Source organism: Halomonas sp. E19, assembly GCF_052439355.1.
Taxonomy (GTDB): Bacteria; Pseudomonadota; Gammaproteobacteria; order Pseudomonadales; family Halomonadaceae; genus Halomonas.
Window position 1 is genome coordinate 125,790 of the sequence record NZ_JBNFWU010000001.1, and the last position, 19,077, is coordinate 144,866.

Genomic DNA, 19,077 nt, shown 5'->3' on the forward strand with positions numbered 1-19,077 from the left:
GAATGCGCTCCACCATGGTCGGCTCGCGTTGCCCGCGTGAATCCGCGAAGCTAGTGGCTTCGCTGCCCGGAGCCCACCATGAAGCACTCGCCTGCCTATCGTCTCGCTGCCACCATCCTGCACGGCTTCGACGAATACCGTACCCGCTTCAAGGAGATCACCGCCGACGCCAGCCGGCGCTTCCGCGATGCGGCCTGGCGCGAGGCGCAGCAGGCCTCGGCGGAGCGGATCAATCTCTACGAGGAGAAGGTCGGCGAGACCCTGGCGCGGCTCAAGCGGGCGCTGAGCGATGAGGACCTGACCCACTGCGAGTGCTGGCGCGAGGCACGCCAGCACTACGCGCAACTGATCAGCGAGCGGCTCGACTACGAGCTGGCCGAGACCTACTTCAACTCGCTGTTCTGCTCGATCTTCCATCACCGCCACATCCGCAACGACTGGATGTTCGTCTACAGCTCGCGGGACGCCGCGGCCCACCACTCGGGCCTGGAGCCCTGGCGGCGGCTGCCGGTGAACGGCGACTGGGAGGCGGTGATCCGCTGGGGGCTCACCGAGGCGCCGTTCGAGAATCCCTTCGATGATCTCGAGCGCGACGTGCGCCTGGGCGGCGAGTTCCTGCGCAACCACCTGCCCCAGGCGATTCTCGACGCGCCGGACGCCGAGGCGGAGCTGCTCAAGAGCGTGTTCTACCGCAACAAGGGGGCCTACCTGGTGGGGCGGATTCGCGGCGGCGGGCAGCAGCTGCCGCTGGTGCTGCCGGTGCTCCACGACGAGGGCAAGGGGCTGCACCTGGATACGGTGCTGATCGAGTCGGACGAGGTCTCGATCATCTTCTCCTTCACCCGTGCCTACTTCCAGGTCGAGGTGCAGGTGCCCGGGGAGTTCGTCGATTACCTGCAGGAGCTGATGCCCGACAAGCCCGAGGGCGAACTCTACTCGGCGATCGGCTTCTTCAAGCACGGCAAGACCGAATTCTTCCGTGCGCTCAACCGCCAGGTGGCCAAGCGCGAGGATCAGTTCATCATCGCCCCCGGGGTGCGCGGCATGGTCATGGCGGTATTCGTGCTGCCGTCGTCGCGCACCGTGTTCAAGATCATCAAGGACCGCTTCGACCCCTCCAAGCAGATGAGCCATGACACCGTGCGCGAGAAGTACCGCCTGGTGAAGCGCCACGACAGGGTCGGGCGCATGGCCGACACCCAGGAATTCTCGAACTTCATCGCACGCCGGGACCACTTCGCCCCGGAGTGCCTCGCACACCTGCTGGAGGTGGCGCCCGCCACCGTGCAGCTCAAGGGCGACAAGGTGATCATCAGGCACTGCTACACCGAGCGCATGATGACCCTGCTCAACCTCTACCTGGAGCAGTGCGACGAGGCGGAGACCCGCGCGGTGCTCAAGGATTATGGCAACGCCATCAAGCAGATGGCCGCGGCCAATATCTTCCCCGGCGACATGCTGCTGAAGAACTTCGGTGTGACCCGCCACGGCCGGGTGATCTTCTACGACTATGACGAAGTGTGCTACCTCACCGAGTGCAACTTCCGCCACATTCCCGAGCCGATGTACCCGGAGCAGGAGCTCTCCGGCGAGCCCTGGTACTCGGTGGGGCCGAATGATATTTTCCCCGAGGAATTCGGCCCGTTCCTGTTCGCCGACATCAGGCTACGCAAGCTCTTCTATCAGCTGCACGGCGAGCTGTTCGACGCCGACTACTGGAAGTCGCTGCAGCAGGCGATCGTCGATGGGCGGGTGATCGACGTCTATCCCTATCGCAACAAGCAGCGTTTCGGGGCAAGCGAGGGAACGGCCTGGTCTACTGATGTCCAACCCGGTAACGGGTGGGCGATGGCGAGGCGAAGCATGGCAGAAGCGAAGCGACCGCATCTGGTGGTCTTCACCGGCTCCGGCATCAGCGCCGAGAGCGGTATCCAGACCTTTCGCGCCGGCGACGGGCTGTGGGCCGACCACCCCATCGAGGAGGTTGCGACCCCCAGGCCTGGCGGCGCGACCCCGCGCGGGTGCTGCACTTCTATAACCAGCGCCGCGACCAGGTGCGCCGGGCGCGACCCAACGCCGCCCACAAGGCGCTGGCGGCGCTGGAGAAGCAGGGCTTTCGCGTCAGCATCATCACCCAGAACATCGACGACCTGCACGAGCGGGCCGGCTCACGCAACGTGCTGCACCTGCACGGCGAGATCCTCAAGGCGCGCTCCACGGTCGACAACCGCATGCAGTACCCGCTGCCCCGCGGCGGAATCGAACTGGGCGACATCTGCGACAAGGGCAGCCAGCTGCGTCCCGACGTGGTGTGGTTCGGCGAGAGCGTGCCGCACTTCGAGGAGGCCTGTGAGTTGGTCACCGAGGCCGATCTGCTGCTGGTGGTGGGTACTTCGCTGGCCGTGATGCCGGCGGCCTCGCTGCTCGACCACGCGCCGCTCGACGCTCCCAGCGTGCTGGTGGACCCGGCCGCCGAACACCTGGCCCCGCCGGGCGTGACCCGGCTGGCCCAGCCGGCCAGCCAGGGGGTGCCGGCCCTGGTGCGCTACTGGAAGCGCGAAGGGCGGCTGTGGCTGCCGGAAACGCTGCTGGCATGAGTCCAGGCGCCTGCGTAGGCGCCGTACCCCGTGTTAGAATGCCGCCCCTTTTTCGTTCGGTGGCGCCCCATGTCGCATGATCTTGGCCAAGCCGGCCCGCACTCGTCCCTTTTCCGCTGCGACGCCACCACGGCGTGCGACCCGGCCACCGGGCATCCGCGCCCGCCGCGGCGCGAATTCAAGGCGCGGGGCAGCTTCACCGAACGCTGCCCCGGCTGCCAGCTGCCGGTGCTCAACTGCCTGTGCCCCTACCAGGCCGACGCCGAGAGCGAGGCGCGCATCTGGCTGATCACCCATCCGCTGGAGCACCACAAGCCCACCAACACCGGGCGGCTGATCCGCGACGTGCTGCCGGCCACCGAGGTCTTCACCTGGTATCGCACCGCACCGGACGCGCGCCTGCTGGCGCTGCTCGATGACGTGCGCTTCGCGCCCTTTGTGATCTTCCCCGACGACCAGCCCGACTACGCCGAGCGCGTGGTGGGCATGGAGGCGGTGCACGAGATCAAGGCCAGGGGACGGATCCCGGTGTTCATCCTGCTCGATGGCACCTGGCGCCAGGCGCGGCGCATCTTCCGCAAGAGCCCCTACCTCGACCGGCTGCCGGTGCTGCCGCTGGCTACCGAGCGGCTGACGCGCTATCGCCTGCGCAAGCCGGCCTCGGCGGCGCACCTGTGCACCGCAGAAGTGGGCGCCGAACTGCTGCGCCAGAGCGGCGACGAAGTCGCCGCCCAGGTGCTCGACGACTACTTCGATGCCTTCAACGTGAGCTACGACGCCAGCCGGCGCTGCGAGAAGCTGGAGATGCCCACCGCGGCGATGAAGCGGCTGCTGGCCCGGCGCGGCGCCGCCTAGCCAGGCGGCGCCGTGCGCGCAGCTGGCGCCATGCGGTCAGTTGGCAGAACCGAACAGGGCGCCGGCGATGCGGAAGCCGGCGATCCAGGTACCCGCCGCCGAGCCCAGGGTGGCCAGCAGGAACACCAGCAGGGTGCGCGAGACCCGGTTGCGCCACCAGCCTTTCAGCTCGGTGACGTCATGGCGCAGGGTGGCGAAGTCGCGCACCTTGGGCTTGCGCATGAACAGCTCCACCCCCGCGGCGACGAAACCGGCGCCGATGGTGGGGTTGAGCGAGGTGAGCGGAGCGGCAAAGAAGGTCGCCGCCACCGTGACCGGGTGGGCCAGTGCGATGAGCGTGGCCAGTGCCGACAGCACCCCGTTGATCAGGAACCATTCGCCCACCAGCTGCCAGCCCAGCTCGGTGTTGCGCGAGAAGCCGATGGCGAAGCCGGTCAGCACCAGCGCGGTGATGATCCAGGGGATGGCGCGCCACAGTGGCGACGGCGGCGGCGTTACCTCCAGCGCTTCCCGCTCCGCCCGGGGCGAGGCGGGCAGCGGCTGCTCCAGCCGTTCGACCATGCCCTTCAGGTGGCCGGCGCCGATCACCACCAGCACGTTGCGAAACTCCCCGGCGGGCCTGCTCGGCCAGGCGCAGCACCATGTAGCGGTCGCGCTCGGTGATCAGCGGGGTGAACAGCGCCTCGGACTCGGTGGCGAATTCGCTGAAGGTGGACTCCAGCACGTCGCCCTCCTTGAGCCGCTCGATCTCCTCGGGCTTGACCTCCTCGCGTGACAGCAGGCTGCCGAGCAGGCCGGTGAATAGCGAGAAGCGCTGCCACCAGGGCACGTTGTGGTAGATGCGCTTGAGCGTGATGCCCACGTCGCGGTCGATCAGCAGCAGCGGCAGTTCGTGCCGGCCGGCCTCCTCCAGGGCGGCGCGCATCTCGGCGCCGGGTTCGATGCCCGACTGCTCGGCCAGGCGCTGCTGGAAGGCGCCCAGTGCCAGGCTCGCCGCCACCATGCCGGCCTTGCCCTGGCGGAAGATCTCAAACAGGTCTTGCTGGCCCAGGGCGTCCGGGTTGCTGAGGTTCTGATGCCGCGAATCGCACAGCTCGATGGCCACGGCGTCGAAGTCACCGGAGCGAATCAGCCGCCGCACGTCCTCGGCGCTTTCGGCCGAGACATGGGCGGTACCCAGCAGCGTGTAGCAGGTGCCGTTCAGCTCGACGACTCGGCATGGGCCGCTGAACTCGCCTTCGCGGTACGGGTCGATCAGAGGGTCCTGGGGGTCGGTCATGGAGGCATCGCTTTGCTTGAGTGAGAGGCCCGATTATCCATGATGACCCGGGTCGGACCAAACCCTGCCTGCTCAGGCGTCTGCCGCTTGCCAGCTCGGGTATGGCTGCCACTCCTGGTACCAGGCGAGCATGGCGTCGCTCGGCATCGGCCGGCCGATGCCGAAGCCCTGGGCCTGCCGGCAGCCCAGCTCGATCAGGCGGGCGCCCTGGGCCTCGTTTTCCACCCCTCGGCGATGACCTGGTAGCCGAAGGCGTCGGCCAGGGCGATGATGCCCTTGACGATGGCCAGGTCGCCGCCGTCGACCAGCATGTCGCCGATGAAGGTGCGGTCGATCTTGAGCCGCTCGGCGGGCAGGTACTTGAGGTATTCGAGCGCCGCGTAGCCGGTACCGAAGTCATCCAGCGAGACTCCCACGCCCAGGGCGCGGCACTCGGCGATGACGGTGCCGGCACGCCGTATGTCGCCGATGGCGGCGCTCTCGAGAATCTCCAGCTCCAGCGCCTCGGGGGCAGCTCGGGGTAGTCGGCCAGGCTGGTGCGAAGGCGGGCGATGAAATCGGGCTGCTGCAGCTGCAGGGCGCCGATATTGACGCTCACGCGGATGTCGGCTCCCTGGTCTCGCCAGGCCTTGATCTGGGCCAGCGCCGTCTCGATGACCCATTGGCCTATCGTGACCGAAACGGGGTGGTGCTCGATGGCTGGCAGGAAATCGCCGGGCGGCACCAGGCCGCGCTTGGGATCATGCCAGCGCAGCAGGGCTTCGGCGCCCACCAGTGCGCCGCTGACCATGTCGACCTTGGGCTGGTAGTGGAGCTGCAGCTCGCTGTCGGCCAGGGCTGCCTCCAGGCGGCTGACCAGCTGCGACAGCTCCGACTGGTGGCGATCCTGCTGGGGGTCGAACCACTGCAGTCGGTTGCGTCCGTTGAGCTTGGCCAGGTGCAGGGCCTGGCTGGCGTGGCGCAGCAGGATGTCGGCATCGCCTGCGTCCTCGGGGAACCGCGTGGCGCCCATGCTGGCCGAACAGAGCAGGGTGGTGCCGCCGACGTGCAGCGGGGCGCAGGCCTCCTGCTGCAGGCGCTGCATGATGAGGTCCACCTGTTCGCTCGACTCCAGCCCTTCGATGACCACCGTGAACTCGTCGCCGCCCAGCCGGGCCAGGGTGTCGCCCTCACGCAGCGACAGGCGAAAGCGCTTGGCCAGGATCTTCAGCACCTGGTCGCCCACGGCATGGCCGTGGCGCTCGTTGAGCGCCTTGAAGTTGTCCAGGTCGAGCGCTGCCACCACCACCGACTGCTGATTGCGCCGGCTCAGGTTCAGCGCATGTTCGAGCCGGTCGGCCAGCAGCATGCGGTTGGGCAGACCGGTCAGGGGTCGTGATAGGCGCTATGCTTCAGCTGGCGCTGATGTTCGCTGACGCGCTCGGTGATGTCGGAGAATACCGCCACGTAGTTTTGCGTCTGCCCGCGCTTGTCGTAGACGGCGCTGATGCTTAGCAGCTCGGCATAGACCTCGCCGTTCTTGCGTCGATTCCAGATCTCGCCCTGCCAGGTGCCGGACGTCAGCAGCTGTTGCCACAGCGTCTTGTAGAAGGTCTTGCTCTGGTGGCCGGACTGCAGCAAGCGCGGGTTCTGGCCCAGGACCTCGTCACGTGAGTAGCCGGTGATATCGGAAAAGGCCTGGTTCAGTTCGAGGATATTGGCCTCGCTGTCGGTGACCGTGATGCCGTCGTGGGTGTGGTTGAAGATGGTGGCGGCCATCTGCAGCCGCGCGTGCAGCTGGCGAATGATCAGGTATGCGAGCAGCAGGGCGATCGCCACGGCCAGCGGTGACAGCGTCAGGTAGCGGAACAGGTCGAAGCGGGCGCTCTCCTGCAGCGCCTGTGCCTTGGCGATGATGGCGGTGGCCAGGCCGTCTTCCACTTCCTTGATCGCCTCGATGTGGCGGCTCTTCCAGGCGAACCACTGCTCGGGCGTCGGCAGGGCGAGATTGGCCGGCAGGTCCGCCCCGGGCGATTCGGCGTCGTTGGCGCGCGCCAGCAGCGCGTCGCGAAAGGTCGTCAGCTGCAGCAGGTTGCTGCTATCCAGCGTGGTGGAGAGATGGGCGGCGACGGGGCTGTCGGCCAGGCGTTGAAAGGTGGTGTGGTAAGCCTCCTGCTGCCCCGCGAGGCGCAGCAGATAGCGGTGCATCTCGTTGCTGAACTCGCCGCTGGCGAGGATGTGGAAACGGCGGCCCGCTCCAGCCCCGCCAGCTCCTTCAGCATCATCAGCGCATGGTAGGCGACCAGCTGGCGCTGGATCTCGCTCTGGTGGGAAAGGTGCGCCAGTTGGATGACGAGCGCATGCAGTTGCAGGTTGATCTGGGTGTAGTAGTCGGTCGCTTCGCGGTGGCCGATGGCCAGGGCGTCGATGCGCTGGCGCATGGGTGCCAGCTCCCGGAGCTGTTCCGCGATGTCGCTCAGCCCGCGCAGCGTGGTCAGGTAGCGGCCTGATACCTCATGGAAAGTGCCCGGCGCTTCGTCCGGCAGCGAAAGCTGGCGAATGGCGTCCTGCTGGCGATGGTGAGTCTCGAGGTGGGGCAGGTCGAAGCGCTGCAGGTGGACCAGGAAGCGTTGCGCCTGGGCATCGGTGGCCTCGCGCGCGGCCGGCAGGGTCTCGGCAAAGTTCGCGCCCCGGCTGCCGATGAAGCCCACCCCCATGCCGCGTTCGATCTGCAGGTGATGCACCAGGCCGCCCGCCTGCACCGCCACGCGGGTCAGGCTCTGCAGTTCACGCATGTTGACGACGACCTTCTGGCGCTCCAGTGCGCCGAAGGTCGTCATCCAGGCGATCACTACCAGGGGCAGGGCGAACGCGAGGAAAAAGCGTGCCTCCAGCGAGAGTCGATCGAAGCAGCGCAGCATGGGCGGTCTCTCAGCAGTCTATTGTTGGCAGGGCTGCGCTGGGAAGGCTCAGAAGGCCTCCCACTCCGGCTCCCTGGCTGGTGCGCGATGGCCCTGTGGCGCGTAGGTCCTCGGGTCGTCGCGGCGTGCCGGACGCGGGTCGATTTGCCTGGCCTGGGCCGTCTCGTGGTTGGCGGCTTCGGCGGGTGGCGCCAGCGCCACCGTTGCGGCTTCGCCGACCTTGAAGAAGGCTGCCGCCTGGCCGAGCGACCTGGCCTGGCGCTCCAGCGAGGCCGAGGCGTTGGCGGTCTGCTCCACCAGGGCGGCATTCTGCTGGGTGGCCTGGTCCATCTGGCTGACTGCGACGCTGACCTGGTCGACTGCCGAGCTCTGCTCGTGGGAGCCGCGGGTCACCTCCTCCATCAGAGCCGATACCTTGTCGACGTCGCTGACGATGCCCTGCATGGCGTGTCCGGCCTGTTCGACGAACTGGCTGCCGTCCTTGACGATGTCGGTATTGAGATTGACCAGCTGCTGGATCTCCTTGGCGGCGTCAGCCGAGCGCTGTGCCAGGGTACGCACTTCCTGGGCCACCACGGCGAAGCCGCGGCCCTGCTCGCCGGCGCGGGCGGCCTCCACCGAGGCGTTCAGTGCCAGGATGTTGGTTTGGAAGGCGATGCTGTCGATCACGCTGATGATGCCGCTGATCTTCTCAGAGCTGGCGCTGAGCTCCTGCATCTTGGCCATGGCCTGGCGCGCCTTTTCCCCACCGGCGGTGGCCGAGTCGGCCGCCTCCCGGGCCAGTCGGTTGGCCTGGGTGGTGTTGTCGGTGTTGTGTTTCACCGTGGCCGCCACCTGCTCCATGCTGCTGGCCGTTTCCTGCAGGGCGGAGGCCTGTTCCTCGGTGCGTCGGGCCAGGTCGGTATTGCCGGCGGCGATCTCGCTGGCGCCGGTGGTGATGTTGTCCACGGAACGTTGGATGGAGACCACCAGTTCGCGGATCTTGGACTGGGTGCCCTGCAGGCTCTCGAGGGTCTGGCCGATCTCGTCGCGCCGCCCGATCTCGATGCGACTGGTCAGGTTGCCCTCGGACATGGCGGCGAAGTAGCCCATCATGCGCTGCAGTGGCCGATCGATGGAGCGTACCAGCCAGTAGCCATAGGCCAGGGCGCCCAGCAGCGCCAGCAGCAGCGTGGCCAGCGTCAGGTTGCGGCTGATATCGGCCTGGGCCTGGGCGGTGGTGAACTCTTGCCGCGCTACCCGATCCTGCAGGTCGAGCAGTGCCAGCGCCGTGCCGTTGGCCTGGCGGTACAGCGGCATCACGGCCTGGCTGATGTGCCGGCGCGCCTCGGCGAAGCGGCCGCCCTCGTAGAGTGTCATGGCAGGTTGCAGCCCTTCCTGAACAAACTGGCTGCGCTGGCCGATGAATCGCTCGGCGAGCATTGCCTCTTCCGCGGTCAAGGTGGTGGCCATGTAGGCGGCCCAGAGTTCGGTGATTTCCGCGGCATTGTCCTGGATAACCTGCAGCAGCGCGGCCGTCTCGGCCAGGCCATCGTCCTGCCGGGTGCCGGTGCCGGCTAGGACTGGATCGAAGTTGGCTAGCAGCCCCAGTTGGATGATGTTGTCGCGCATCAGCTGGTCGATCTGGCTGAGCTGGCGAGTGGGAATGAGCCGGTCTTCGTAGATGGTGTCGATGGCGGCTTCCATGCGGCTCATGCCGACGATTGCCAGGGTGCCGACGCCGGTCAGCATGGCCAGGAGAACGGCGAGCAGCACGAAGAGCCTCGCCTTGATAGTCAGTGTCATGTGGGGCTCCAGCGGGTATCGTCAGGGGGGGGCTATACAATAATTGGACAATTAGTCGTCTAATATAACAGAATGAGAAAGGTAAGTAACTTGTAAAAAAATTTTTACTTCTTGTCGTCTTTATGTAATTGACGGTGGTCAAGCCTGGGGCTAGCCAGCCTCAGGCATGGCGAAAAGGGCGTGATTCAGCACAGGAAGGGGCACCGCTGAGGGGACGGCGCCTCAGCGGCGCCAGAAGGCGGGAGTGAACAGCACCAGCACGGTGAAAATTTCCAGGCGTCCGAGCAGCATGGCCATGACCAGGATCCATTTGGCCATCGCCGGCAGTTCACCATAGTGCGCCGCGGCCTCACCCAAGGCCGGGCCCAGGTTGTTCAAGGCCGAAGCCACCGTCGACCAGGCGGTGACCTGATCGACGCCGGTGGCCATGACTCCCACCAGCATCAGGAAGAACAGCATCAGGTAGGCCGAGAAGAAGCCCCATACCGCCTGGGCGATGCCGTCGGGCACGCTGACTCGGCCCACCTTGACCGCGATCACCGCGTTGGGGTGGATCAGGCGCATCACCTCGCGCATGCCCTGCTTGAAGATCAGGATGATGCGGATCACCTTCATGCCGCCGCCGGTGGAGCCCGAGCAGCCGCCGATGAAAGCGGCGATGAACAGCAAAAAGGGCAATGCGCCTGGCCAGGCGGCGAAATCGGCCACGCCGAAGCCGGCCGTGGTGGCGATGGATATCACCTGGAACAGGCCGTGGCGCAGCCCTCGCTCGGTGTCGTAGGTGCCGGTCAGCCACAGCGAGACCACGGTGATCACGCCCAGCCCAGCGAGAAACAGCAGCAGGAAGCGTGCCTCCGGGTCCTGCACGTAATGGCGTAGCTGTCTGCCGCGCCAGGCCAGGAAATGCAGGCTGAAGCTCATCGCCGAAATGATCAGGAAGGCCATGCAGATCAGTTCGATCAGGGCGCTGTCGAAGTGGCCGATACTGGCGTCGTAGGTGGAGAAGCCGCCGATGGCCACGGTGGAGAAGCTGTGCCCCAGGGCATCGAACCAGTTCATGCCGGCGGCCATGTAGGCCAGCATGCAGGTGACGGTGAGGGCGGCGTAGATGTACCACAGTGCCTTGGCTGTCTCGGTGATGCGCGGCGTCAGCTTGGAGTCCTTGAGCGGCCCCGGGATTTCGGTGCGGTACAGGGCCATGCCGCCGACCCCGAGCGTCGGCAGGATCGCCACGGCCAGCACCACGATCCCCATGCCACCCAGCCACTGCAGCTGCTGGCGGTAATAGAGGATCGATTCGGGCAGGAACTCGATGCCGGTGATCACCGTGGCGCCGGTAGTGGTCAGCCCCGAGAAGGATTCGAACACGGCGTCGGTGATCGACAGTGCGGCATCGCCGGTCAGCATCAGCGGCAGCGAGCCGAACAGCCCCAGCACGCTCCAGAACAGCGCGGCGATCAGGAAGCCGTCGCGGGTGCGCAGCTCCTTGCGCGCGCGGCGGTTCGGCAGGTACATCAGCAGGCCGGTCAGCACGGTGATCAGGATGGCGATGGCGAAGGCGTCCCACTGGCCGTCGCCGAACAGCAGCGAGATGAGGATCGGTGGCACCATGGTCAGGCTGAACATCATCAGCAGCAGTCCCAGGATACGCAGGATGATGCGCAGGCTCATCGGGCGGCGCTCCTTGCTTCGCCTGGCAGCGTAGATAGCGCCGGGCAACGAGCCGAGGCCAGCGTCGTGGCCGGGGGCGTGGCTAGCGTCGTGGACAGGGTCGAGGATCGCGTCATCAGAAGAACGTCAGCCCGACCTGGAACAGCCGCTCCACCTCGCGGATACGCCGCTTGTCGATCACGAACAGGATCAGGTGGTCGCCGGACTCCACCACCACGTCGTCGTGGGCGATCAGCACCTCCTTGCCGCGGACCAGGGCGCCGATGGTGGTGCCACGCGGCAGGTCAATCTCGCCGATGGCGCGGCCCACCACCTTCGACGACTGCTTGTCGCCATGGGCGATCGCCTCGATCGCCTCGGCGGCGCCGCGACGCAGCGAGTGCACATTGACGATGTCACCGCGGCGCACGTGGGTCAGCAGGCTGCCGATGGTGGCCTGCTGCGGCGAGATGGCAATGTCGATCTCGCCGCCCTGCACCAGGTCGACGTAGGCGGCGTTGTTGATCAGCGTCAGCACCTTCTTGGCGCCCATGCGCTTGGCCAGCATCGACGACATGATGTTGACCTCGTCGTCGTTGGTCAGCGCGCAGAAGATATCGCAGTCCTCGATGTTCTCCTCTTCCAGCAGCCGCTTGTTGGTGGCGCTGCCGTGCAGCACCACGGTGCGGTCAAGCCGCTCGGAAAGCACGGTGCAGCGCTCCAGGCCGTGCTCGATGATCTTGACCTGATGGCTGTGCTCGAGATGCTCGGCGAGGCGCTCGCCGATGTTGCCGCCCCCGGCGATCATGATCCGGCGAAAGTCGCGCTCGACCCGGCGCAGCTCGCTCATCACCGCGCGGATATCGCGCCGGGCGGCGATGAAGAAGACTTCGTCGTCGGCCTCGATCACGGTGTCGCCGCGCGGGATGATCGGTCGGTTGCGGCGGTAGATGGCCGCCACGCGGGTATCCACGCTGGGCATGTGGCGGCGCAGGAAGCCAAGGTCCTGGCCCACCAGCGGGCCGCCGTAGTAGGCCTTCACCGCCACCAGCTGCACCAGGCCGCCGGCGAACTCCAGCACCTGCAGCGCGCCGGGGTGCTCGATCAGGCGGCGGATGTGGTCGGTGACCACCTGCTCGGGGCTGATCAGCACGTCGATGGGCACCGCCTCGTGGGCGAACAGCCCCTTGCGGGTGAGGTAGGCGGTGGCGCGGACCCGGGCGATCTTGGTGGGGGTGCGAAACAGGGTGTGGGCGACCTGGCAGGCGATCATATTGACTTCATCGGCGCTGGTCACGGCGATCAGCATGTCGGCATCTTCGCAGCCGGCCTGGCGCAGGATGGCCGGGTAAGAGCCGGGACCGGTCACGGTCCGGATGTCGAGCTTGGTGTGGAGTTCGCGCAGCTTCTCGCTATCGGTGTCGACGACCGTGATGTCGTTCTCTTCTCGCGCCAGATGCTCGGCCAGGGTGCCACCCACCTGGCCGGCGCCAAGAATGATGATCTTCATGGCTAACGGGTCCGTAACGGCTGGCGACGCCGTTGTGGCGCCGCAGCATTAGCGACTAGCATAAACCAGCCGCCGAATGGGGCATAGGCCCCGCGCCTGGTGTCAGTCCAGGGTGAAGCCGACCTTCACCGTTACCTGCCAGTGAGCGACCCGGCCGTTCTCGATGTGCCCCCGAGTCTCGGTGACCTCGAACCAGCGCATGTCGTGCAGGCTGGCCGACGCCTTGCTGATGGCCCGCTGGATGGCGTCCTCGATGCTCGTTTCCGATGAGCCGGTCAGTTCGACCTGCTTGTAGACGTGATCGCTCATGCGTCCTCCTTGTCGTCCGTCGATTCGATGACAGGGCCTCAGCCCTGCCGCCTCAGTCTGGCATAAAAGAAGCCGTCGTGATGCTCTGCCTCCGGCAGCAGCTGCCGCCCGTCGCCGGCCGGTCGCCCCCAGTTCACCTCGCGGGGGGTGGTGACCTCGGCGTCCGGGGTGCGCTGCAGGAAGGCCTTGAGCTGTTCGTCGTTCTCTTCGCGCAGCACCGAGCAGGTGGCGTAGACCAGCGAGCCGCCGGGGCGCAGCAGCGGCCAGAGGTTGTCGAGCAGGCGGGCCTGCAGCTCGGCGAGCCTGGGGATGTCCGAGGAGCGGCGCAGTCGCTTGATGTCGGGGTGGCGACGGATCACCCCGGTGCCGGAGCAGGGGGCGTCGAGCAGGATGGCGTCGAACGGCGTGCCGTCCCACCAGTCGCGGCGAGTGGCATCGGCGTGCACCAGCGTGGCCGTGAGGCCGAGGCGCGCCAGGGTGTCCTCCACGCGGGCCAGGCGCACGGCGTCGCTGTCCAGCGCCAGCAGCTCGATGTCGAACAGTTCGAGCAGATGCGCCGTCTTGCCGCCGGGTGCGCAGCAGGCGTCCAGCACGCGCCCGCCGGGGCGCGGGGCCAGCACCGGCCCCAGCAGCTCGGCGGCGAGCTGGGCGGCTTCGTCCTGCACGCTGACGTCGCCCTCGGCGAACCCCGGCAGCACATGCACATCGCAGGGCTTCTCCAGCACCAGCCCGTCGGGTGAGTGCAGGCAGAGCCGCGCCTGGATGCCGCTCTCGACCAGTCGCGCCAGGTAGGCCTCGCGGTCGCCGTGGCGGCGGTTGATGCGTAGCGTCATCGGGCCGGGCTCGTTGTTCGCCGCCGCAATGGCGCGCCAGTCGTCGGGCCAGGCCTGGCGCAGCGCCTTGAGCAGCCAGCGCGGATGCAGCAGGGCCACGGCGGGATCCTGGTCGACTTCGGCCTGCAGCGCCGTGGCTTCACGAGTCAGCCGGCGCAGGCAGCCGTTGAGTACCTTGGTTGCCCACTCCTTGCCCAACTGGCGGGCCGCACCGGCGGTCTCACCCACCGCGGCGTGGGCCGGGATGCGCAGATAGAGCAGCTGGTGAATGCCCAGCAGCAGCAGCGCCTGCACGTCGGCATCGCGGCTCTTGAACGGCGTCTTGAGCAGCAGCGCGGCCAGGGCCTCGAGTCGCGGCAGGGTGCGACAGACGCCGTAGCACATGGCGCGAAACAGCGCGCGGTCGCGGATGACGACCTGATGGTCGTCGAGCTCGGCCAGCGAACCCTTGCCCGTGATCACCGGCACCAGGGCGCGTGCCGCGCTGACGCGCACGGCCTGGCCGCCGTCCTGAACGGCCTTGCCGGCGGCGCGGGAAGCAGGCGTGGAACGATGCATCAGCGGCTCTCCTCGTGGCCGGTGGCCAGCAGTACGCCCGGCGCCAGGCGCTGGCGGTGCGCGTTGAGCAGGTCGCGGGCCGCCAGCGGCTTGCCGCCCGGCAGCTGCGCCTGGGTTACCCGCAGCACCTCGCTGCCGGCCTCGCCGCAGGCGATGCGCAGGGCGTCGGGGTCGTGGCCGAGCAGGGTGCCCGGCGCGGCGTTGGGGTCCTCGGCTCGGCGCGGCGCCGCTTCGGCCATCAACAGCCGCAGCCGTTCGTCGCCCAGTTGGCACCAGGCCACCGGCCAGGGATTGAAGGCGCGTACCTTGGCGGCCAGCGCGGCGGCGGGTTGGCCAAAGTCCAGCTCGGCTTCGGCCTTGGAGAGCTTGGCGGCATAGGTCACGCCCGCCTCGGGCTGGGGAGTGGCGGCCAGGCGGCCCGCGGCGAGCGCATCCAGAGCCTCGACGACGGCCTCGCCGCCGAGGGCGGCAAGAGTGTCGTGCAGCTCGCCGCCGGTAGTGGTCGCGGTGATCGGGGTGCGCCGCGTCAGCAGCATGGCGCCGGTGTCCAGGCCGGCGTCCATCTGCATGATGGTCACGCCGCTCTCGCGGTCGCCGGCTTCGATGGCGCGCTGGATCGGCGCCGCGCCGCGCCAGCGCGGCAGCAGCGAGGCGTGGACGTTGAGGCAGCCGAGCCGCGGAATGTCCAGCACCGCCTGGGGCAGCAGCAGCCCGTAGGCTACCACCACCATGATGTCGGCCTCGAAGGCGGCCAGCTCGGCCTGAACCTCGGCGCTCTTGAGCGTCTCGGGCTGCAGCACCGGCAGTCCGTGCTGCAGCGCCAGCGCCTTGACTGGGCTGGCGGTGAGCTTGCGCCCGCGCCCGGCGGGGCGATCGGGCTGGGTGTAGGCGGCGACGGTGCGGTGTGGGCTGGCGAGCAGCGCCTTGAGGCTTTCGGCGGCGAAGTCGGGGGTTCCGGCGAAGATGACGCGCAGGGGTCGAGACATGTTGGCGAGGCCTTGCCAGTGGGCGATGCCTGCATGATAACGGAGCCGGCGCCAAACGACGAAGGCCGACGTGTCGACGTCGGCCTTCGGTCAGCGGCGGGCAGGGCTAGGCCGACTGTAGCTTGTGGCGCTTCTGCATCTTCTTCAGCACCCGGTCGCGCTTGAGCGGCGACAGATAGTCGACGAACAGAACCCCTTCGAGGTGATCGTATTCGTGCTGAATGCAGTGGGCCAGCAGGCCATCGGCTTCCAGCTCGTAGGGGTTGCCGTCGCGGTCGAGCGCCTTGAGCTGCACCTTCAATGCGCGCGGCACTTCGGCGTAATATTCCGGGATCGACAGGCAGCCCTCGGACATCAGCTCGCGGGCGTCGCCGAGCGGGGTGTAGCTTGGGTTGATCAGTACCAGCGGGCTGGCGCGGTCGTCGCTGACGTCCATGACGATGACGCGGCGGTGTACGTCCACCTGGGTGGCGGCCAGCCCGATGCCGGAAGCGTCGTACATGGTTTCGAGCATGTCGTCGACCAGCTGGCGAACCTCGTCATCCACCACATCGACCGGTGCTGCCTTGGTGCGCAGCCGCTCGTCGGGAAACTCGAGGATGGGTAATTTGGCCATGGCGTTGGAATCACCGTTGTGCTGTCATGCGTGAATTGCCCTTATTCTAGAGGGCGCTAGGCCTGGGCGAAACCGCCTGGCCTCATATCGTACTCATAGCAAGAGACTATAACACGCCGTGCGGGTTCCCAGTGCGCCGTGCGTTGAACCAGAGCGCATTGAACCAGAGCGCATTGAACCAGAGCGCGAAGAACCGGAGAGTGCTGATCCGGAGCGCGATAAACCGGAGCGCAATGAACCGGGTCGATAAACCGGAGCGCGACGAACCGCAGGCAAGGCGAGGGCAGGGACATGGCGGGAATAATCACGCGAGCGAGGCGCGCCTGGCGCCTTGCCGGGGCCGGCGGCATGGCTGCGCTGGCAGGCATGGGGCTATTACTGGCGGCCACCCAGGCACAGGCCCAGGGGCTCGGCTGGGACCAAGGCCTGCGTGCGGATGCGCCGGAGCGCTACACCGTGGTGCGCGGCGACACCCTGTGGGGGATTTCCGGGCGCTTCCTGCAGCAGCCCTGGCAGTGGCCCGAGGTGTGGCAGGTCAATCCTCACATCCGTAATCCCCACCTGATCTACCCCGGCGACGTCGTCTACCTGTACGACTGCAACGGCCGGCCCTGCCTCGGGCTGGAGCGCGGCCAGGGCGAGGTGCGGCTCTCGCCCGAGGTGCGCCGCGTGCCGGCCCGCGAGGCGATCGAGCCGATCCCGCTGGACGTCGTGCGCCACTTCCTGCGTGACCACCGCGTGGTCGACGACCCCGATGCCCTTAACGAGCTGGCCTACGTGGTCGCCGGCAACGATCGCCGTATCATCAGCGGTGCCGGCGACCGTCTCTATGCGCGCGGCGAACTGCAGCGCGGCATGCGCTACGGCATCTACCGCCGCGGCGAGCGCTACCAGGACCCGGTCACGGGCGAGCTGCTGGGGCTCGAGCTGGAGAGCCTCGGCCAGGCGCGCGTCGAGCGCCTGGAGGACGGCATTGCGGTGCTCGAGGTGCTCTCCTCAAGCCAGGAGATCCGCAACAACGATATCGTGCTGCCGCTGGAGTCGCGCGAGCTGGCCACCGACTTCCTGCCCCGGGCGCCGCAGCACGATGTCGACGGCACCCTGCTCGCGGTACCGGGGGCGTGCGCTTCATCGGCCGGCTGCAGGTGGTCGCCCTGGACCGTGGCCTGCGCGACGGCCTCGAGGTGGGCCACGTGCTGCAGGTCGAGCAACTGGGCGAGCGGGTGGTCGACCCGCGTACCGGCGAATCGCTGCGCCTGCCCGGCAGCGAGGCCGGCCTGGTCATGGTCTTCCGGCCTTACCAAAAGATGAGCTATGGGCTGGTGATGCGTGCCAGCCGCACCCTCGAGGTGGGCGACCGCCTGCACTCGCCTGGCCGCGGGAGGGGGGCCCAGCGATGAGCGTTGCGGCAGTGGTGCAACCGGCGCTGCGCGACTGGCTGGCGCTGGTGCGCCTGCCGGGGCTGGGGGCCGCGCGGCTGGCTGAGGTGAGAGCAGCCCAGCCGGCCTGGCCCGCCGGCTGGTTGGCCTGCCTACCGCGGGATGCCGCGCTGTCGCTGCGGCTGTGGCTCGACCATCCGCAGCGCAGCCCGCTGACGGCAGAGGTCGAGGCCGACCTGGCCTGGCAGGCCGCCGCACCGGGGCGCTACCTGTTGTACCCGGGTCACCCCGCCTGGCCGGCCCTGCTGGAGCAGATCGCCGATCCGCCGCCGCTGCTGTGGGGCCTGGGCGACCTGGCGGCGCTCGAGCCGCCCGGGCTTGCCATCGTCGGTTCGCGTCGGCCGACCCGCGAGGGTCTGGCCAACGCCGCCCGCTTCGCCCGCGAGCTGGCCGGGCGCGACTGGTGCGTGGTCAGCGGCCTGGCGCTGGGCGTCGACGGGGCGGCCCAGCAGGCCGCGCTCGATGCCGGGGGCGCAGCGTGGCGGTGCTGGGCTGCGCGGTCGACGTCATCTACCCGCCGCGCCATGCGCGGCTCTATCATCAGCTGCTCGGCCAAGGCGGGTTGATCCTTGCCGAGCACCCGCCCGGCACCCGGGCCCACCCCGGCTTCTTTCCCCGGCGCAACCGCATCATCACCGGGCTCTCGCTGGGGGTGCTGGTGGTGGAGGCCGCCGAGAAGAGCGGCTCGCTGGTCAGTGCGCGGCTGGCCATGGAGCAGAACCGCGAAGTCTTCGCCCTGCCGGGCTCGATCCACAACCCCCAGGCGCGTGGCTGCCTGCAGCTGATCCGCCAGGGGCGGTGCTGGTGCGCCACCTCGACGACCTGCTCGAGGAGCTAAGCCAGTGGGCCGCGGCGTCTCCGGCTGCGCTTGGGTTGCCAGGGGTGGGTGCTGCCCTCAGCGCCGGCATCCATTCCAGCACTAGCCCCAGTGCCAAGGCCGACCCGCTGCTGCGCTGGCTCAGCGATGCGCCGTCGCCCCTCGATGCGCTGGTCCATCTGACCGGACTGAGCGTGCCCGAATGCCAGCGCCGCCTGCTCGAACTCGAACTCGATGGCCGCGTGACCCAGGCGCCGGGCGGCTGGGTGCGCCTGCCGGAAAACGCCCAGGCGTGCTAGCATGGCGGCCCCAAGCGCGCCGCGGCAACCGGGCCGTGGCGTAAGCGGCTTACCGCCCTGCAGGAGATTGAACAACGTGGCCGACTCTCTCGATGCTGCCGTCGCTGCGCTGCGTGCCGGCGGTGTAATTGCCTACCCCACTGAAGGCGTCTGGGGCCTGGGCTGTGACCCCGACAACGACGAGGCCGTGGCGCGCCTGCTGCGGCTCAAGGAGCGCGACCCCGCCAAGGGGTTGATCCTGGTAGCGGCCACCATCGAGCAGTTCGCTCCCTGGCTCGAGGGGCTGCCGCCCGAGCTGCATGCGCCGCTGGTCGCGAGCTGGCCGGGGCCCAACACCTGGCTGGTGCCCGACAACGGCCGCACCCACGCGCTGGTGCGCGGCGCCCATGACTGCGTGGCGCTGCGCGTCGGTGCGCATGCCGGCGTGGCGGCCCTGTGCCAGGCCTACGGTGGACCGGTGGTGTCGACCTCGGCCAACAAGGCCAGCGAGCCTTCGGCCATGAGCGCCGCCGAGGTGCGCGAGATCTTCGGCGATGAGCTCGACGCCATCCTGGCGGGTGAGCTCGGCGGGCTGGATCGCCCCAGTACCATTCGCGACCTGCGCACGGGGCAGGTGCTGCGCGCCTGAACCGGCCAACGACCTG

Annotated in this window: 11 protein-coding genes and 7 pseudogenes; 6 read left to right on the top strand and 12 right to left on the bottom strand. The window is 68.1% G+C overall.

Annotation, left to right across the window (positions count from 1 at the left end; translation table 11 throughout):
• Positions 1-78: 78 nt before the first annotated feature.
• The 3 genes and pseudogenes from aceK to ACUDAL_RS00735 all read left to right on the top strand — a co-directional run.
• Positions 79-1,806 (top strand): annotated as a pseudogene (gene aceK / locus ACUDAL_RS00725) (bifunctional isocitrate dehydrogenase kinase/phosphatase); the annotation flags it as partial.
• Positions 1,807-1,863: 57 nt separating this feature from the next.
• Positions 1,864-2,597, top strand: a pseudogene (locus ACUDAL_RS00730) (SIR2 family NAD-dependent protein deacylase).
• Between the two features lie 69 nt (positions 2,598-2,666).
• Entirely contained in the window at positions 2,667-3,452 is a 786-nt protein-coding gene (locus tag ACUDAL_RS00735; protein WP_444676768.1) for a tRNA-uridine aminocarboxypropyltransferase, read from the top strand.
• A gap of 36 nt (positions 3,453-3,488) precedes the next feature.
• Here ACUDAL_RS00735 and ACUDAL_RS00740 read toward each other — a convergent pair.
• The 12 genes and pseudogenes from ACUDAL_RS00740 to def form a co-directional block, all read right to left on the bottom strand.
• Positions 3,489-4,731, bottom strand: a pseudogene (locus ACUDAL_RS00740) (TraB/GumN family protein).
• Positions 4,732-4,803: 72 nt separating this feature from the next.
• Positions 4,804-4,956 carry a hypothetical protein gene (locus tag ACUDAL_RS00745; protein ID WP_444676769.1) on the bottom strand — a complete coding sequence of 51 codons (153 nt, stop codon included), beginning with the start codon at positions 4,954-4,956 and terminating at the stop codon, positions 4,804-4,806.
• A pseudogene (locus ACUDAL_RS00750) lies at positions 4,926-6,079 on the bottom strand (putative bifunctional diguanylate cyclase/phosphodiesterase). The gene ACUDAL_RS00745 and the pseudogene ACUDAL_RS00750 overlap by 31 nt, the downstream one beginning before the upstream one ends.
• Positions 6,080-6,096: 17 nt before the next feature.
• Entirely contained in the window at positions 6,097-6,489 is a 393-nt protein-coding gene (locus ACUDAL_RS00755) for a PAS domain-containing protein (protein WP_444679266.1), read from the bottom strand.
• A 195-nt stretch (positions 6,490-6,684) separates the two neighbouring features.
• Positions 6,685-7,631, bottom strand: a pseudogene (locus ACUDAL_RS00760) (nitrate- and nitrite sensing domain-containing protein); the annotation flags it as partial.
• Positions 7,632-7,679: 48 nt separating this feature from the next.
• On the bottom strand, positions 7,680-9,416 hold the full coding sequence (locus ACUDAL_RS00765; protein ID WP_444676770.1) for a methyl-accepting chemotaxis protein: 1,737 nt from the start codon (positions 9,414-9,416) through the stop codon (positions 7,680-7,682).
• 222 nt (positions 9,417-9,638) lie between these two features.
• The gene (locus ACUDAL_RS00770) at positions 9,639-11,087 is read right to left on the bottom strand and encodes a TrkH family potassium uptake protein (protein ID WP_444676771.1); all 1,449 of its coding nucleotides are present in this window, start codon (positions 11,085-11,087) and stop codon (positions 9,639-9,641) included.
• Between the two features lie 115 nt (positions 11,088-11,202).
• Entirely contained in the window at positions 11,203-12,576 is a 1,374-nt protein-coding gene (gene trkA / locus ACUDAL_RS00775; RefSeq protein WP_444676772.1) for a Trk system potassium transporter TrkA, read from the bottom strand.
• Between the two features lie 102 nt (positions 12,577-12,678).
• Entirely contained in the window at positions 12,679-12,885 is a 207-nt protein-coding gene (locus ACUDAL_RS00780; RefSeq protein ID WP_444676773.1) for a dodecin, read from the bottom strand.
• Between the two features lie 38 nt (positions 12,886-12,923).
• Complete coding sequence (gene rsmB, locus ACUDAL_RS00785; RefSeq protein WP_444676774.1) at positions 12,924-14,276, bottom strand: 16S rRNA (cytosine(967)-C(5))-methyltransferase RsmB; 1,353 nt, start codon at positions 14,274-14,276, stop codon at positions 12,924-12,926.
• Complete coding sequence (gene fmt, locus ACUDAL_RS00790; RefSeq protein ID WP_444676775.1) at positions 14,276-15,262, bottom strand: methionyl-tRNA formyltransferase; 987 nt, start codon at positions 15,260-15,262, stop codon at positions 14,276-14,278. Before fmt ends, rsmB begins: the two co-directional genes overlap by 1 nt.
• 106 nt (positions 15,263-15,368) lie before the next feature.
• Positions 15,369-15,878 carry a peptide deformylase gene (gene def / locus ACUDAL_RS00795; protein WP_444676776.1) on the bottom strand — a complete coding sequence of 170 codons (510 nt, stop codon included), beginning with the start codon at positions 15,876-15,878 and terminating at the stop codon, positions 15,369-15,371.
• 348 nt (positions 15,879-16,226) lie between these two features.
• Between def and ACUDAL_RS00800 the strand changes: the two are divergent.
• The 3 genes and pseudogenes from ACUDAL_RS00800 to ACUDAL_RS00810 all read left to right on the top strand — a co-directional run bounded on the left by ACUDAL_RS00800 (position 16,227) and on the right by ACUDAL_RS00810 (position 19,061).
• A pseudogene (locus ACUDAL_RS00800) lies at positions 16,227-17,278 on the top strand (LysM peptidoglycan-binding domain-containing protein).
• Positions 17,275-18,433 (top strand): annotated as a pseudogene (dprA, locus tag ACUDAL_RS00805) (DNA-processing protein DprA). The pseudogenes ACUDAL_RS00800 and dprA overlap by 4 nt, the downstream one beginning before the upstream one ends.
• A gap of 76 nt (positions 18,434-18,509) precedes the next feature.
• Positions 18,510-19,061 carry an L-threonylcarbamoyladenylate synthase gene (locus ACUDAL_RS00810; protein ID WP_444676777.1) on the top strand — a complete coding sequence of 184 codons (552 nt, stop codon included), beginning with the start codon at positions 18,510-18,512 and terminating at the stop codon, positions 19,059-19,061.
• The last annotated feature ends 16 nt before the right edge of the window (positions 19,062-19,077 follow it).

Bases quoted from the DNA above. Each gene is read 5' to 3' on its own strand.
- ACUDAL_RS00735 (WP_444676768.1), top strand. From the start codon at position 2,667: ATGTCGCATGATCTTGGCCAAGCCGGCCCGCACTCGTCCCTTTTCCGC.
- ACUDAL_RS00755 (WP_444679266.1), bottom strand. From the start codon at position 6,489: ATGGCCGCCACCATCTTCAACCACACCCACGACGGCATCACGGTCACC.
- ACUDAL_RS00765 (WP_444676770.1), bottom strand. From the start codon at position 9,416: ATGACACTGACTATCAAGGCGAGGCTCTTCGTGCTGCTCGCCGTTCTC.
- ACUDAL_RS00770 (WP_444676771.1), bottom strand. From the start codon at position 11,087: ATGAGCCTGCGCATCATCCTGCGTATCCTGGGACTGCTGCTGATGATG.
- trkA (WP_444676772.1), bottom strand. From the start codon at position 12,576: ATGAAGATCATCATTCTTGGCGCCGGCCAGGTGGGTGGCACCCTGGCC.
- ACUDAL_RS00780 (WP_444676773.1), bottom strand. From the start codon at position 12,885: ATGAGCGATCACGTCTACAAGCAGGTCGAACTGACCGGCTCATCGGAA.
- rsmB (WP_444676774.1), bottom strand. From the start codon at position 14,276: ATGCATCGTTCCACGCCTGCTTCCCGCGCCGCCGGCAAGGCCGTTCAG.
- fmt (WP_444676775.1), bottom strand. From the start codon at position 15,262: ATGTCTCGACCCCTGCGCGTCATCTTCGCCGGAACCCCCGACTTCGCC.
- def (WP_444676776.1), bottom strand. From the start codon at position 15,878: ATGGCCAAATTACCCATCCTCGAGTTTCCCGACGAGCGGCTGCGCACC.